This window comes from Bilophila wadsworthia ATCC 49260 (assembly GCF_000701705.1).
GTDB classification, from domain to species: Bacteria; Desulfobacterota; Desulfovibrionia; order Desulfovibrionales; family Desulfovibrionaceae; genus Bilophila; species Bilophila wadsworthia.
In genome coordinates this window covers 1-16,219 of record NZ_JNJP01000029.1, presented here as the reverse complement: position 1 = coordinate 16,219, position 16,219 = coordinate 1, and the positions used below count along the sequence as shown (strand labels likewise).

General features: G+C 59.9%; 11 protein-coding genes. 7 read left to right on the top strand and 4 right to left on the bottom strand.

Going from position 1 to position 16,219, the window contains the following annotated elements:
- Positions 1-104: 104 nt before the first annotated feature.
- From T370_RS0111210 to T370_RS0111200, 3 genes are all read left to right on the top strand, one after another.
- Positions 105-746, top strand: coding sequence for a class I SAM-dependent methyltransferase (locus T370_RS0111210; RefSeq protein ID WP_029435770.1), 642 nt, complete (start codon positions 105-107; stop codon positions 744-746).
- Between the two features lie 358 nt (positions 747-1,104).
- Positions 1,105-4,206 (top strand): sigma-54 interaction domain-containing protein, encoded by a 3,102-nt coding sequence (locus T370_RS0111205; protein WP_029435769.1) that lies wholly within the window; start codon positions 1,105-1,107, stop codon positions 4,204-4,206.
- A 303-nt stretch (positions 4,207-4,509) separates the two neighbouring features.
- The gene (locus tag T370_RS0111200) at positions 4,510-4,773 is read left to right on the top strand and encodes a hypothetical protein (RefSeq protein WP_005024701.1); all 264 of its coding nucleotides are present in this window, start codon (positions 4,510-4,512) and stop codon (positions 4,771-4,773) included.
- A gap of 346 nt (positions 4,774-5,119) precedes the next feature.
- On the opposite strand, the gene T370_RS0111195 is transcribed toward T370_RS0111200, so the two are convergent.
- Together T370_RS0111195 and T370_RS0111190 are read right to left on the bottom strand one after the other, a co-directional pair.
- Positions 5,120-6,760 (bottom strand): FmdE family protein, encoded by a 1,641-nt coding sequence (locus T370_RS0111195; protein WP_029435768.1) that lies wholly within the window; start codon positions 6,758-6,760, stop codon positions 5,120-5,122.
- Positions 6,761-7,327: 567 nt separating this feature from the next.
- Positions 7,328-7,975 carry a LexA family transcriptional regulator gene (locus T370_RS0111190; RefSeq protein ID WP_005024703.1) on the bottom strand — a complete coding sequence of 216 codons (648 nt, stop codon included), beginning with the start codon at positions 7,973-7,975 and terminating at the stop codon, positions 7,328-7,330.
- 116 nt (positions 7,976-8,091) lie between these two features.
- Here T370_RS0111190 and T370_RS23625 point away from each other — a divergent pair, with 116 nt between their 5' ends.
- On the top strand, positions 8,092-8,442 hold the full coding sequence (locus T370_RS23625; protein ID WP_051643822.1) for a helix-turn-helix domain-containing protein: 351 nt from the start codon (positions 8,092-8,094) through the stop codon (positions 8,440-8,442).
- Positions 8,443-8,500: 58 nt separating this feature from the next.
- On the opposite strand, the gene T370_RS0111180 is transcribed toward T370_RS23625, so the two are convergent.
- On the bottom strand, positions 8,501-8,908 hold the full coding sequence (locus tag T370_RS0111180) for a secondary thiamine-phosphate synthase enzyme YjbQ (RefSeq protein WP_016360856.1): 408 nt from the start codon (positions 8,906-8,908) through the stop codon (positions 8,501-8,503).
- Positions 8,909-9,120: 212 nt separating this feature from the next.
- On the opposite strand from T370_RS0111180, the gene T370_RS0111175 reads away from it, so the two are divergent.
- On the top strand, positions 9,121-11,322 hold the full coding sequence (locus T370_RS0111175; RefSeq protein WP_029435766.1) for a sensor domain-containing diguanylate cyclase: 2,202 nt from the start codon (positions 9,121-9,123) through the stop codon (positions 11,320-11,322).
- A 455-nt stretch (positions 11,323-11,777) separates the two neighbouring features.
- Here T370_RS0111175 and T370_RS0111170 read toward each other — a convergent pair whose 3' ends face one another.
- Positions 11,778-13,718, bottom strand: a complete 1,941-nt coding sequence (locus tag T370_RS0111170; RefSeq protein ID WP_029435765.1) for a sigma-54-dependent Fis family transcriptional regulator — start codon at positions 13,716-13,718, stop codon at positions 11,778-11,780.
- 354 nt (positions 13,719-14,072) lie between these two features.
- Between T370_RS0111170 and T370_RS0111165 the strand changes: the two genes are divergently transcribed.
- Both T370_RS0111165 and T370_RS0111160 read left to right on the top strand, forming a co-directional pair.
- Positions 14,073-14,585: a tripartite tricarboxylate transporter TctB family protein gene (locus T370_RS0111165; protein WP_005024711.1), complete on the top strand. Its 513-nt coding sequence runs from the start codon at positions 14,073-14,075 to the stop codon at positions 14,583-14,585.
- A 21-nt stretch (positions 14,586-14,606) separates the two neighbouring features.
- Entirely contained in the window at positions 14,607-16,115 is a 1,509-nt protein-coding gene (locus T370_RS0111160; protein ID WP_029435764.1) for a tripartite tricarboxylate transporter permease, read from the top strand.
- Positions 16,116-16,219 lie beyond the last annotated feature (104 nt).

The window sequence follows — 16,219 nt, the reverse complement described above, 5'->3', positions numbered from 1 at the left end:
GAGCACCAAAAAATGCAGGTCCAAAGGGACTACTGCATACCCATATGGCATAAATAACACAATGTAATGATTATAGTTTCAACATCCATCCGGGGAGAGTGCTCATGACGCAGGGAGTGGGAAACTGGACCTTTAACGTGCTCCCCTGCCAAGCGGGCAGGCGCAGCGAAAAGCAGTCTCCGTGGTATGACATGGCTACGGCGGCGGTGGCCATGATTGCCCGGCCCTACATCCCGCAGGGCGGCAAAGTGTATGATCTGGGGTGCGCTGCCGGGAACGTCGGACGCGTGCTGGCGCCGACGCTGCATGAGCGGGAGGCGCAGTTTGTGGCCCTGGACGGCTGCCGGGACGTCGTGGTTGACTACTGCGGGCCGGGAAGGGCCATTATGGCGGACGTGGCCAGTTATCCGTACAAGCCTTTCGACGTGGCGGTGGCCTTCCTGACGCTCATGGACCTGCCCTCCTCGACGCGGCAACTTTTATTGTCGACATTGCGGAGCAAGATGAGGCCGGGCGGGGCAATCATCATCATAAATAAAGAAAAGCCCCCCAGAGGTTCCCTGTCCGCCACAGCATCCCGGCTGACATTCGGCTGCAAAGTGGAAAGGGAGGCCCATGAAGCAAGGAAGTGGAGAGGGCACTATACGTTAGAGATATATTCGGCTCTCTACCGCAGCGAGTTGGGGCCCGATGCCGTGGAGGCTTTCCGGCTTGGCGATTTTGTGGGGTGGCTGATAGAGGGATAAAAAGCTATATCCCCTCTTGGAAATCGGAAGGATAACCGACTTCCTATCCAGATCCCCCCAGCCGCAATAAGCATATTTCCTTTGCTGCCACACCAATCAATGCCTCGGGCCGTTGGCATACCTTATTCCAGAGACGGATGGGGCTGGCCACGTCCGGCATATCCCTTCAGCCGGTGCCTTTTATCTTTCAGGCGCCATACATAGTGTCGACGTTTGGTTTCCGACATAGCTGATTTTCATATGAAGTCCTTTTCATTCCCATCGGATATCCCTATAAGACCAGATACGGTTCTGCCGCTCACCATGCGCCATATACCGCATACGGACGCGCCGCCCTCCCCGGCCTTTGGAGGTATCCATGCCCCGCTCTCTGAATCTTCCCCAAGCCATCCTCGCCATCGCCCTGCACGCCGCCGGACGCCCCCTCCTGACGCAGGAACTCGCCGTGCTGGCGGGAAAACCGCAAGAGGCCATCGCCTCCCTTCTTGAACCGCTCCTCGGCGCGGGGTTCGTTGCCCATACCGAAGCCCCGGACGCGTGGGTTTGCCCCGGCCTGCCGGATGCCGTGCGGGACGAATTCGTGCGCCTTCTCGTCCGGAACGCCCCTCCGGGCAGCCTCACCCATGCCCTCGCGCGGCTCGGGGCTCCGGACATGGCCCTCGACGACTGCACCGCCATCGCCGAGGCCATCGGCGACGATCTCGGCAAGCAGCGGCCGGGCAGCATCATCTGCATGGAATGCGCGCTGCGTTTCCTGATCGCCTGGGGCGAACGCCACCTGTACACCGCCGGAGGCTCGGAAAGCTGCCTGTACGGCAGACTCGCCCTGACCTTTCAGAGCATGTGCATCCTTGCCAACCGCCACATTCCTCTGGCTTTCAGGCTCTCGTCCATCGCCTACGAGCTGGCGGGCTACGGCGGCAACGAACGCTTCCGCCCCCTCATCGGCATCCTCAAAAGCTATATGCGGCTGCTCTGCTTGGAGCTCCCCGAAGAGCCCTGGAACATCAGCGAAATCGAGACCGAATTCCTGCGCCTGAAGGACGCCTGCGAACAGGAGATGAAAAACCACATCGCCTGCTTCGCGGGCCTGCTCTATGCCATCAGCGGCAACTATCCGGATTCGCTGCGCAGCCATGTCCATCAGGGGGAACCCGGCGACTGGCTCAACCGGATCGCGCTGTTCCATGCCATGAGCATCAGCCAGTCGGCCATGTACCTCGGACGTTACACCCTCGCTATCGGGACCGTGGAATCCGCCCGCCACTCAGCCGAACTTGCCGGAGAGAAAACCTTCTCCCTGCTCTGGCTGACCCATTTCTGTTTCCTGCTGCTGCGCAAAGGCGATTGGGACGAAGCGCTCAACCATCTGGACTTCCTGTTTTCCTGCACCCATCCGGTAGAGAATCCCAAAATTTTCTCCAGCACGGTGCGCGGGCTGGCGCTCTATCACTATCTCAACGGACGGCTCGACGCCGCCTACCGTATCCTCCGCCGCGAAACAGAAAACGCCATTGCCGCGGGTTCGCCCCACTCCCCCTTTATCGATCCCTATATTCTGGATATGCTGTATGGCTTCACAAGGGCGGGGTATCCCGAGATCCCCCGCTACGCATTCCGGGACACGCTCGAAGCACTCCTCCGCAGCCCCAACCGGCAGCTGCGTGGTGCGGCACTCCGCGTCAAGGCCCTGTGCCTGCGGGACGGCAGGGCGGACCTGTGGGATGCGGAGGAAACCGATCCCGTAAGCCTCCTCCGCCAAAGCGTGGGCTGCCTCGCCTCTTCCCAGGACGTACGGGAATTGGCCCTGTCCCGCCATGAGCTGGCGAACACGCTGGAAAGGCTCGGACGCCACGATGAGGCCCGCCCCTTCCGTATGCTGGTTTCGGAGTCCATAGGCCGGGCATCCCACGCGGACATGGACCCCCTCGAAATCTCGATCCTCGCCACGCGGGACAGGGACAGCGACATCTTTTCGCCGGGCGTCCCGAATATCGGCACCCTCTTCCTGAAAGAAGAACTCATGGACCGCTGCCATGACGCCTTCAACGACGTCCCCATCCGGCAGACGCTTGAGGACAACCTCCAGCGCATCGTCAACGTCGCCCAGCTCGAACTCAAGGCCGAGCGTGCCGCGCTGTTCAGGCCCTCGGCGGGCGGCAACTCCGTGGAGTGCGCCGCCTCGGTGAACCTTACCCGGACGGAGATGCAAAGCCCGGCCATGCGCGACCGGATTGCGTGGATCGCGGATTGCCTGAGCAATGGGAAGGGGGACCGGGATCGGCAGGCGATCTGCCTGTCCTTGAATGTCGGCGGGCGGCAGCCGTGGCTGCTGTATCTCGACACACGGTTCGGGCCGGGCTTTCTGACGCAGCTCAAAAAAAGCGAACTCGGGGAACTGGCGCGGCTGTTCGCGGCGGAAGTGCGGACCGCACTGCGCCTCGACGACATGCTGCAACAGGAAATCCATTGGCAAAACGCCAAATTCAACGCCGTGACGCTCCAAAAAAACACGGGCGAAGCCCCCATCATCGGCGAAGGGCTGAAACCGTTCGTCTCGCAGGTGCGGCAGGTGGGCATGACGGACGCCGCCGTCCTGCTTTATGGGGAAACCGGAGCGGGAAAAGACGTCATCGCGCGACAGATCCATCTTTTCAGCCAGCGAAAGGGGCCCTTTGTGGCGGTCCATCCGGCCAGCACCCCGGAACAGCTTTTCGAAAGCGAGTTCTTCGGGCACGAAAAAGGCTCCTTTACAGGCGCTACGAGCCAAAAAATCGGGTACTTCGAAATGGCCAACGGGGGGACCCTCTTCATCGACGAAGTGGGGGAAATGCCCCTGAGTATGCAGGTCAAGCTCTTACGCGTACTCCAGAACCAACGGTTCATGCGTGTGGGCGGCACCGCCGAAATCATATCCCGGTTCCGCCTCGTCGCCGCCACCAACCGAGATCTGCGCGATGAGGTCGCCAAAGGGCGCTTCCGTGAAGATCTCTTCTACCGGCTTTCCGTGGTCCCCCTGCGGGTCCCCCCGCTGCGCGAGCGCCGGGAGGACATCATCGGGCTTGCGGAGGCGTTCGCGGAATCCTACTGCCAACGCTACGGCAGGCCATCCCTCCGGCTTACGGATGCGGAACGGGCCTGCCTCCTGAACTACTCCTGGCCCGGCAATGTAAGGGAACTCAAGAACATCATCGAGCGGGCGGTCATCCTGAACGCGCCCTTGCTCGAACTGGTGTCACCCAGCCGAGCGACCGCTTCCGGATCGGGGGCGGGGGCCTTCATCATCCCGGATTTTCCCACGATCCCCGAACTTGAGGAGCGCTATCTGCGCTATGTCCTTGAGCGGACGGGCGGCAAGGTCTGCGGCCCGGACGGCGCGGAATCCCTGCTCCGCCTCAAACGCTCGACCATCTATCTCAAGCTGAAAAAATACGGGGTCATTCCTTCCGACTTCATATAAAGGCGGAAAACGGACGCTTGGGGGCAGTTCCGGTTCAAGCCGGGAGACCGTTTCCCTACATCCAAAGCGTTTCCTTGGGCATCCGGCTGCCAGGGAAAAGCCATCCTCAAAAAGCATTACGGGCGGGAAGCCCTTTGGCCAAATCTCGGACGGGGTTCCATCCTGTTGGGCCAACATTGCGGCACTGGCGACGGACAGGCAATCTACAGTAGTGTTCCGGGCTCTTTTTAGGTACTGTCGATACGGTGTCTTGATTGGTTGTATCTCTTCCGTTTGACACATTTTTGAAAAAGGACTTGCACTATGAGCCTTTATTTTTCGATCTGCGCCCCTTCCGGCAAGTTTCTTTGCGCGGACGCGCTGCTTGACTCTTCCATCCATGCGTTGAAAGAGGCTTCGGAAAAGGCTGCCGGAACCTTCACGCTCTCTTTCAGCCAGGATCAATGCATCTGGTCCGTCATGATGGAAGCGAAAGACGGCAAAACCACGGTCATAAACCCTCATTTGTACGAAAAAGCAAAAAAATTTAGTATGATGATAGAGGGATGGAATAAAGAAGCGGACTAGCGTTTTCTTGATGCCCTCCCCTGCTTCCGTTTTACTCTTATACCAACCATCAACATGAAAAATACCGACAGCGGCAAAAAAAGAAGTCCGGTGAAAAGCATCACCGGACTTCTTTTTTTGCCTTCGAGAAATGCAGCGTTGAAAAATGCCCATGCGCACCGGACGCCGGTTCAGCGTTCCGCAACGCCGTGCGGATCCCAGAGAAAAGCCCTGGTTTCCGTCAGAGGGGTGTAGCGCTACCTTCTCATTGAAACGTCACATGACAGTCCATTCTCCGCCAAAGAGGTCTCCCCACCTTCTTTGACGGAGCATTCGGATTATGTCCTCACCATGCCTTCTGGTTACGCTATTTGCCAAAAGAACACTTGGGGTATGTGCAGATCTTGCAGCCGAGGCAATACCCGCCTTCACCGATGCGGGCGAGTTCGGCGCGGGTGAGTTCACGCCCGGCAAGCAGGCGGGGAAGCACCAGATCAAGGAATGTCGTCTTGTAGTACAGGGCACACGCGGGAACGCCGAGCACCTGCATCCCTTCCGGGTGGGCAAGATCGCCGGGAATACGGCCCATGAGGCTCATGGTCCCCGGCAATACCGGGACTCCGTGCAGCACGTCGGTCAACCCGGCTTCGAGCAGGGCGCGGCGGGTCATGTCATCGGGATCGACCGACAGGCCGCCCGTGGTCACGAGCAGATCGGCCCCGGCCTCCTGGATTTCCCGGACCGCTTCGGCGATGCGCGTCACATCGTCCGGGGCAATGACCGAGCGCACTACGTCACAGTGGAACTGATGCGCCTTGGCCGTGATGACCGGGATGAATTTGTCCTCAATGATGCCCTGAAAAACTTCCGTCCCGGTAACAAGGATGCCCACTTTGGCCTTGCGCAGGGGCAAGACTTCGAAAAGCGGCTTTTCCCCAAGCGCGGAAAGCGCCTCTCCGAGACGGCTGCGGGAAATATACAGCGGAATGGCGCGTGTCCCGGCAAGGCGCGCACCCTCGCCCACCACCGTGGCGTCCTGCCGCGAGGCCACCATGATCTCCGGCAGCATGTTGAAACGGAACATCCGCTCCGCATCCACGCTGAACAAACCTTCGCGCTCCGCGATAAAATCGATCTTGCCTTCATGCGGGGGCAGCTTGTAGGTCACGCCGGGACCGGCCATACGGCGGGCGAAGGCTTCCGCGACGTCGTTCTCATGCACGAGATCCCCGGCGTCGGGCGCATCCTCGACCACAGCGACATGGAAACGCCCCATCTGCTGGAGACGGCAGATGTCGCCTACGGAAATACGCTGCCCGGCCTTGAATTCCGGCCCCTTGAACGCGCCCGGCTCAATGCGGGTCATGTCATGGGCCGCTGTTTTGCCCACCGCCTCCTCAACAGGCACAACCCGCGTCGGCGGCGCCTTCAGTACCCGGCTGGCCGTGACATAGGGAGCCTCCCCCTGACAGCCGCGGCAGACCGGCCCGTCCTCTTTGGGGTACGCTTCGCCGCACATGGGGCACAACCCGATGGCGCTCATATGTGTGTGCCCGAGGAAGCGGCGCTTCATGGTCACGGGCTCCGCCTTGCAGATGCCGTCCCCGGCTTCTTCGATTTCACTGAGCAGCCGGACCTCATCCTGATCCTTTTTGGGCTTTTCCTTGAGGAACCAGCCCCGGATTTCCGGGAAAGCGTCCAGCTTGGCGGGGTCCACGCTCACACGCACGCCCTCGCCCGTGTGCTTGTCGAACAACGACACCGCATACCGGCCAAGGTTGTGCACCTTCATCCAGTTGTTCCCCGCGCTGCACAGCGTCAGCAACTGTACGGCATCAGGCAGGCACTTGCGCGTCTCCACCACGGCCTCGAACAACGTCCCCTCGGGGATACGGGCCTTCGCCATTTCCACCATGTAGCCGCCGATAAGCAGGCCCGGCGCCGCATAGCCGTGAAAGTTTTCCGCAAGCCGCTTAAATTCCTGAAAAGTGTATGATCCGATGTTCATAACGACAACGCTCTCCTGTGAGACATGCTCCGAAACGGTTCCGTAATCCGAGAGTATAGGGGATTCGCAAGGGGCTGTCACTGAGAGATGTCCCGAATCAACCACAAAAACATGCAATATGATGCATAACCAGCCTCTCGCCCTTTTAACGGAAACACCATATGATCAGCCCGTATTTCACAACAATGGGACCAGATTCCGTCCCATCCTCGAAAACAGCCTTCCGTTTTTGGGAAAACGCCTTTTCCCTGCGCCTTACCCATAAAACCGGAGGCGAAAGGAGTGTCTCCGGGAGCCGATGAGGCTCTTGCGTTGCCATCAAAATATGAGGGGGCCTTCCGGGCCCTACAGGCTTCCGCCCCCCACCAAGGGGAGTGCGGCGTGTATCCTTCTGGGCAATAAGAGGCTGGCCCGTGACGGGAAACCGCCTCTCTGGAGGCTTGCCGTGTATCTTGGCCGTGCGTGCGGCACACGTTACGCCGGAATGCGCGGACAGGCCGAGCCGCGCACCCAAAAATCCGCCCCCGTTCCGTGAGGAGCAAGGGATGAGGGCCAGCCTCTGCCGGCTCAGATCGCTTGAAAAACCCAAGCGACCCTGCCGATGAGCCGTCCGGCTTCAGCAAGCGGAATGGACATCGAAGGGTGGAGCGGATTGTCCGTACGGAGCAAGAGCGTGTCACTGTCACAAAACACCCGCTTGATGACGACGCCTTCAAAAGGCACGGACACCGCGAAGATGCTGCCGCTGGAAGGCCGGACGCAGGAAGTGTCGACGCCCACGAAAGCCCCCTGGCGCACGGTGGGCGAAAAACTGTCGCCCGTTATTCGGAGGATGCGGAGTTCCTTCCCGGCATACGGCTCGGGGAGCATGATCGTCCCGGAAGGCTCCCATACGCCGTCCTGCACGCGATCGGAATCGTAATAAGGCAGGGAAACGCCCCGTCCAAGCGGCGTGGCGGCGGGTTCCGGCTCCATATAGCGCCCGTCTTCAGTGCGGAGATAGATGGGGCCCTTGCCCTGCTTGAGCCAGTCGGGGTTCACCCCGCGCATTTCAAACAGAACCAAAAACCAGCCTGGAGGCACTGTGCCGCGCTTTTTGGATTCGGAAATGGTCGATTGCTTGATACCAAGCACGTCCGCCAATTCCTGTTGCGTGCTCGTACCGGTTACGCTCTGAAACCTGCGGAAAATTTCGTCAAAGGAACTGGAGTCCATTGGGGATGCCTCTTAGTGCGCAGGAGCGGACCAACGCCCTGATAACCTGGTTGGAGTCTCATTTTTGTATGTTTTAGAATACATCTTTTTGTCAAGTCTGGGCTAGATCTCCCGGCATGGAAGATCTACCGGGATTGAAAAGCGCTATCGCTACCGTGCTCCGGCGCGTCCGAAGGGAGGCCAGGCTATCGCAACAAAAACTTGCTGATTTCGCTGGTCTCTCTCGTATTCACATTGCCCAGCTTGAGGGCCGCCGACAAAACGCCACCCTCAACGTCTTGCTTCTTATAGCGATGGCGCTGAACCTGGACGGGCTCTCGCTTTTCAGGATGATTCATGAGGAAATGCTGCGGACCGGGCACGGGCGCCGCAAGAGTGTCCGGCGCAAGGCGGAAAGGCAGGACGAGCCGCATCAGGAAGCTCTCCCAAAAGAAACGGGCAAGCAGTCTCCCTCGCCTCCGGAATGAATGCCTGCCGCGGGACCATTCGGAAGTCCCCAAAGCACAAACCGCCGGGCACAGTCAATCAGGCATTCTCTGACGCGGGCAGCCATTGGACCCAGATCGAACGGGAACGCGGGCCGTCGCCTTCATATAAGTAGACACTCTGCCATGTGCCGAGGCGCGGTTCGCCGTCCTCCACAATCACGAACAGGGACGGTCCCATAAGGCTCGCCTTAATGTGCGCGTCGCTGTTGCCTTCCCCATGCCGCCATTCTCCCCGATGCGGTATGATGCGGCTGAAAAAGGCCGTCATGTCCCGGCGCACATCGGGATCGGCCCCTTCATTGATCGTCAGGCCGCAGGTCGTATGCGGGCAAAACAGTGCCGCAACGCCGTGCCTCCAGCCTTTTTCCCGGATCACGGCGCAAAGGCGTTCCGTGATGTCCACCATCTCCTCCCGGTCCCGGGTGACCACCGTACATATCTCCATAGGAAACCCTCTCTTGCTCCGCCTTGTACAGGCATCGGGGCTTCAATGCAAGTAAACAGCTATGAATGATTGGACAGACATGCTGTATATAACATCATAGAATGTTTCATTTCACATAAAACACCCTGCCATTCTCGCCTTTCTCTGGACATTGCTTATCAACACGCGTTATTATTCATCGCAGGCGAACAGACTTCGTCCGAGGAAACGTTATGGACCAAAGAGAATTGAGGGGATTGCGTACCTATGCTTTGTACTGCATCGTGGCGGCCGCCCTGCTCGCCGTGGTATTCCTCTTCTATTTCAGCAGGACGAAGCAAAACATTCAGGAACAAGCCGAAGCGCAGCTCACTGAAGTGACGCGCCAGTACGCCAACGCCATCAAAGCGGACATGCGCGGCAATATCCAAACCGTCGAGGCGCTGGCCCATGTCTTCGGGGAACTCGGACAAGGCAACCCTGAAACGATCATCCCTCTGATCACGGGGGCCGTCGCTACGCTCGGGCTCAAGCGCATGGGGTTCGTCACCCTCGACGGCATGGCCCACACCACCGACGGCCTGACCTTCGACGCCCGGGACCGCCTCTATTTCAAGAGGGCGCTCACGGCCTCCTCCACCGTCGCCATCCTGCTCGTGGACAAGACCGACAACACCCCCATCAACGTCTACGTCTCCCCTATCGTACACAAAGGCAAAGTCCTCGGCGCCCTCTTCGCCACGGTACAGACGGACGCCTTCATCATGTCCATCGACGACCGCCTTTTCAACGGCAGCGGGCAGGTGCTCGTCACCAACAATCAGGGGCATATCCTGTTCCGGGGGCGCGGCCCGATCCCGCTCGCCCGCTACAACAACATCGCGGAACTGATTCCCACAGGCGTCCCCCCCGCCCCCGGGAATGACATACCGGACACGTTCGGCAGCGGCGGGCTGTTCCGCTACGATGGCTCGCCCTACTACATGGCGCACAGCAAGCTGGAAATCACCTCCACGGACTGGCACATCTTTTCCATCGTCCCGGAGGATACGCTGACCGCCAACGTGGGCACCATCCAGAGGGAAGTGCTCTATCTCATGCTGTTCTTCATCGGCTTGAGCATGGTGTTCCTCTGGCTCGTGCTCAGGATGCAAGGACGGCAAGCCAAGCGTCTCCGACGGGCCAAACAATTCCTCGAAACGGTCATCGAGAACATCCCCGGCGGCTTTTTCCGCTACAGCAACGACGAAAAACAGGAATTCGACTACATCAGCGAAGGGTTCCTCAAGCTGCTCGGACACACGCGGGCCTCATTCAGGGAAGCCTACGGCAACCGGTTCGACAACCTCGTCCACCCGGAAGACCGCAAACGCGTGCTCGACTCCATCAACAGCCAGATCATGCACAGCGACTACGATACGGTGGAGTACCGCGTGACCAAGGCGGACGGGCGGATCCTGTGGCTGTTCGATAAGGCGCAGCTCGTGCGCGACGAAAACGGGCGCTCGTGGTTCTACGTCATCGTCATGGACATCACGTCCCTGCGCAATACGCAGCAGGAACTCAAAATCAGCGAGGAGCGCTACCGTATCCTCACCGAGCTTTCCGAGCGCATCATCTTCGAACACGACCTCGTAACCCGCTGCTCCTATTTCTCTCCCCGCTTCAAGGAAAAATTCGGCTATGACCCCGCCGTGGACAGCGCTTCCGGCTCGCTTTCGGAATACTGTATACATGCCGTGGACAGGCCGCTCTACCGCCGGTTCGTCACCCAGATCCTGTCGGGGCACTCCGCTCCGGCCGAATTGCGTTTCCTCAAGCAACCCTCGGGGTTTCTCTGGTGCCGGGTCCAGGCCGTGGCCATTTTCGACGAATCGGGCCAGCCCGTACGGCTCGTGGGCGAAATCGAGGATATCGACGCGGAAAAGCGCGATACGGAACGGCTCCGCATGAAAGCGCAGCTCGATCCGCTCACCGGCCTCTACAACGCGAGTTCGGCCAGAAAGCGCATTGAAGCCAGCCTTCAACAGCCCCCCAGCGTGGGGATGCATGTGCTCGCGGTAATCGATGTCAATCATTTCAAGCAGATCAACGATACATGCGGCCATCTCACCGGGGATCACGCGCTCATTGAGACGGCGCGGCGCCTGGGCTCCATGCTCAACGAAGGGGACATCGCCGGGCGCATCGGCGGTGACGAGTTCATCGCGCTTTTCCGGGGCGTGCCCTCAATGGGTGCCCTCGAAAAACGCATCGACGAACTCAGGCGCGGGCTGTCGTTCCCCTTGCCGGACGGCCTTTCCATGTCCGCAAGCATCGGCATAGCGGCTTTCCCCAATGATGCAGCCGACTACACCGGGCTTTTCCGGTTGGCGGACGCCTCCATGTACGCCGACAAGCGGCACAGGGATGAAGATGAGATGAAGGGGAATTGAGGGAACATGGGGAGAGGGAGGGGAAACTTTCTGGAGAAAGTTTCCCCTCCCTCTCCCCAAACCCCTCTCCCTCCTCTTCAAAGACTTTCAACTGGTGGGGAGGCCGCGCGAAGGGAGTTCGTTCCGATGCGAGTCCGAAAGAACAAGTTCCTGCGGGTAGACTGAAACAACGCTTTTCCCCATGCCCGCTGATTCCCCCGCAAGCGGGCCCTCGGTGGCGGGGCCTCCGAAAAGCTCGGATGCCGGGTTAAGCTGGGATGTTTGGGGAAATATGTTCCATTCTCGAGAGTACGCCGCTCTCGAGAATGCTGTGAACAAGGATTCGATAAGCATAAAAGTCTTTGGAAATGGAGGGGTGGGCTCCGCGCCGATGGGTTTGGGGAAGGGGAAGCGTGGGGGCGCTCCCCCCCTTTCTTCAGAAAAGTTTCCCCTCCCCCCCAGTGTTTCTCCAGCGTTTATTCTTCCAGACCGTACTTGCTCATCTTCCGGTATAGCGTGGGGCGGCTGACGCCGAGGGCAAAGGCCGTCTGACTGATATTCCCGCCAAAACGGACGAGGGCGGCGGCGATGGCCTGCCGCTCGATGTCCTCAAGCGTCGCCTGCGCCGGGGTGGGCGCGGCGGGCCTGCGGTTCTCCATGAGATCCGCAATCCCAAAATGCTCGGGCAACAACGCGCCGCCTTCCGCCAGATGCACCGCCCGCTCCACGGCGCTCTCCAACTGCCGGATATTGCCGGGCCACGGGTAGCGAAGGATCGCCTCCGCTGTCTCCTGAGGCAAGGGGACCGGATGCCGGTTCAGACGCAGCTCGTGCCGATGGATGAAGTGCTCCGCCAGCGGGAGGATATCTTCGGCGCGCTCGCGGAGCGGAGGCACGAGGATGCTCAAGGTGCTGATCCGGTAATAGAGATCCGCCCGGAACTGGTGCTGCGCAATGGCCTGCTTGAGATCCTTGTTGGTCGCGGAGATGATGCGGAGGTCCACGGGTACGGTGCGCAAACCGCCCACGCGCTGGATTTCTCCCGACTGGAGCACGCGCAGCAGCTTGACCTGCATGTCGAAAGGCATATCCCCGATTTCGTCGAGGAACAGCGTGCCCGTGTCCGCAAGCTCGAACTTGCCGGGCCGCCCGCCCTTCTGCGCTCCCGTGAACGCGCCTTCCTCATAGCCGAACAGCTCGCTCTCCAAAAGCTCTTTTGGAATGGCCCCGCAGTTGATCGCCACAAAAGGCCGGTTCCGGCGGGGGCCGTCGTTATGGATGGCCTGCGCGAACAGCTCCTTGCCCGTTCCCGTCTCGCCGGAAAGCAGGACCGGGGCCGTGCTTCCAGCCGCGATGTGGGCAAGGTGCAGAGCCGAGCGCAGGCTCTCGCTCGCCCCGAGGATGGACTCGAAGGTGAAATGCGCGTGCGCTCCGGTCATCTCCACCGCCATGCGCATCATTTCCTTCTTTTCCATGACCGTGAACAAACCGCCCACCAGTTCGCCGCTGTTCATGCGGATAGGGTCGAGGGACGCGAAATGCGTCGTCCCGCTGCGCCGGGCAAGGATTTCGCGTGCCCGGAACCCCTTCCCTTCCTTGAGATATCCCGTGATGTTATAGCTCTCGCCCACGCTCTCCTCAAAGGACTTGCCCTCGCAGCCGGGCGAAAGCTTCAGCAGCTTGCGGGCCGTGCTGTTGGCCTCCACGATGCGCCCGGTCTGATCCACGGTGACGATGCCGCGGGAATCGGATTCCACCAGCGCGCGCATGTACTGGTTCTTGATCGCCAGCTCGCGGATGCGTTCGCGTTCGCGCAGCTGCGAAGTGACGGTTTCCGCCGCCTGCCGCACAAGCCCGAGCGTGTGGATGTGCATCATGTCGGAACCGCCGCTCAGGGAAATGGCGCCGAGCACGCGGCCCCCATCCAGCGAAAAAACCGGTGCGCCCGCATTGCTGATCTTGCGGGCCTGCGCGGAGTACATCCGGTCGCCGGGCAGGAACACGGGGACGCGCTCCTCAAGCGACAGGCCGATGGCGCATGTCCCGATGTCACGCTCCGTCCAACGGTAACCGGGGATGCAGCGCCGCCGCTTGAAATGCTCCACGAGATCGGAATCCCCAACGACATACAATACATAGCCCTCTGAATCCGCGAGGGCCATACAGAACCCCGTATCCCGCAGCAGGCGGTACAGGGAATCGATCTGCTCTTTCGCCAGCGTATAAAAAACGCGCTGCCCGTTGATGCGCTCGCGCAGCTGCTCATCGGAAAGGCGGGTGGATTCGGGAGCGCCATCAAGGTGGGGGTCCACGCCGTAACGGGCGGACCGCTCCAGCGAGCGCCGGATAATATCTTCCTGATCCGGTACGCTTTGCCGGATAGTCTGCGCGGAAGGAGAAGGCAACGTGGTCAACATGAAATGGCCTTTGTAATAAAACATTACAATGTAATGATACGTTACATTATTTTACCTAAAAAGACGAAAACCGCTGGTAGTTCTTCACTCACGAGGTATCTTTTTATACCACAAAGGACTACATATGTCACGTATCGTTACAATCCCGTATCGCCCGTTTTTACGCCTTTATTATGTAATCGCCTTATTTTTATTATAAAAATAAGATTGTAACGTTCTGGCACAATACCTGCTTAGAAGGACACGGGCACAACAGCGGCCCGGCGCGGACACCCCCCTCCGCGCGGCAATCGCAAAGAGCGGAATGTTTAATCGGATTACGTCGAAAACCTTTTGGATTCTGGGGAGAACCACATGGGCAGGCTTTTAAGACGGAATATCTGGATCGAAGCGGGCATCAGCCTCTTCCTCATGCTCTTCTTCATCTATTTCTATTGCCACATCGATCAGTGGGTCATCGAAACCCTGCCCTCGACCATCAGCCCCGCCTTTTTCCCGTCCGTCGTCACTCTCGTCCTCATCATCATGAGCGCGCTGCTCACGGGGTTCTGCCTCCGGTCCGTGCGCCACATGCTCGCGGGCAAGGTCGACGAGGAACGCCTTGAACTTCAGGAAGGCGGAGAGGAGGCCGGACGCTTCGCCGCCCTCGCCGGTTACGTCGGCATCCTCTTCCTCTACCTCATCGGCCTCCACTTCATCGGATTCGTCTACTCAACGCCGATCGTCATGTTTCTTGTGTCCCTGATGCTCGGACTGCGCCACTGGCTCATCGGCATCGTCTGCTACGTGCTGTTCACGCTCCTACTCAATTACGTGGCGTTCAACTTCATGCAGATCATCCTTCCTACCGGCGTCCTGTTCGGCTAGGCCAACCACGGGAGAGGCAACATGTTCGCGGACATCTGTACAGGGCTCATTTCCATCCTCACTCCGGAAACCATCGGGGCCGTGGCCCTCGGCATCTTCACGGGGCTCATGTTCGGGGCCATCCCCGGCATTTCGGGCATCATGGCCATTTCCATCCTCCTGCCGCTGACCTTCTACGTCAGCCCGCTGGTGGGCATCCCCATGCTGCTCGGCATCTATAAGGCCAGCATGTTCGGCGGCTCCATCACCGCCGTCCTCCTCAACACCCCCGGCGCGCCGCCGGCCGTCTGCACCGCTATGGACGGCTACCCCCTCACCAAGCAGGGCAAAGCGGGCAAGGGCCTCAACGCGGCGCTGGTCGGCTCGGTGTTCGGGGACACGTTCAGCAACATCCTGCTCATCTGCGTGGCCGCCCCCCTGTCCTATCTCACCCTCAAAGTCGGCCCCGTCGAACAGTGCAGCCTTATCCTGCTGGCCCTGACCGTAGTGGGCAGCATTTCGGGCTCCTCCATCCTCAAGGGCATCCTCTGCGCGGGCGTGGGCATCCTCCTCGCCACCGTGGGCGTCTCCGGTACCACCGGGGCCATGCGCTTCACCTTCGAAAACGAAAACCTCATGTCGGGCATCGCCCTCATCCCGATGGTCATCGGCCTGCTCTGCCTGCCCGAAGTCATCCATCAGGCCTGTTCCGGCATCCGCAAGACCTTTGAACAGCAGTTCGATCTTTCCGGCGAAAACGGCCGCCTCTCGTGGCAGGAAATCAAGAGCCGCATCCCGGTCCTGCTCCGTTCGTCCATCATCGGCTCGGTCATCGGCGCCATGCCCGGCCTCGGGGCTTCCCCCGCCGCGTACATGGCCTACTCCGAAGCCCAGCGCACCTCGAAACATCCCGAGAAGTTCGGCAAAGGCGCCATCGAAGGCGTCATGGCCCCCGAAGCCGCCAACAACGCCGTGACCGGTTCCGCCATGATCCCGCTCCTGACCCTCGGCATCCCCGGCGACGACGTGACCGCCGTGCTCATGGGCGCGTTCCTCATCCAGGGCATCACCCCCGGACCCAACATTTTCTTTGAAAACACCACCGTCGTCTACGGCATCTTCGGCTCGCTCATTATGTGCGACATCCTGCTCTACGTCATCGCCAAGCTCGGTTTCAGGGTATGGGTCCGCATCACGCAGCTCCCGAAGCACATCATCTTCTCGACCGTGACCATCTTCGCCTTTGTCGGCACCTACTCCATCAACCAGAACCTGTTCGACATCCTCTGCCTCATCCTGTTCGGCATCCTCGGCTACGGGATGCGCCGGTTCCAGTTCCCGGCCGGGCCAATGATCATCGGCTTCATCCTCGGGCCTCTGCTGGAGTCCGCCTTTGATCAGACCATGACCCTTTCCGACGGCAGTTTCATGATCTTCCTGACGCATCCGTTCTCGGTCGTGCTTCTTCTGCTCACCGTCGCCGCCGTCTTCAGCATCGCCCGCGCACGTCTGCGCCGCTCGAAGATCGCCCAGCTTGCGCAGGAAGGATAGGAAAAGATGAAATTTGGGGGAGGGGAGAGGAACCCCTTCTGGAGAAGGGGTTCCTCTCCCCTCCCCCAAATTTCATCTTTTCCTATCCTTCCTGCGCAAGCTGG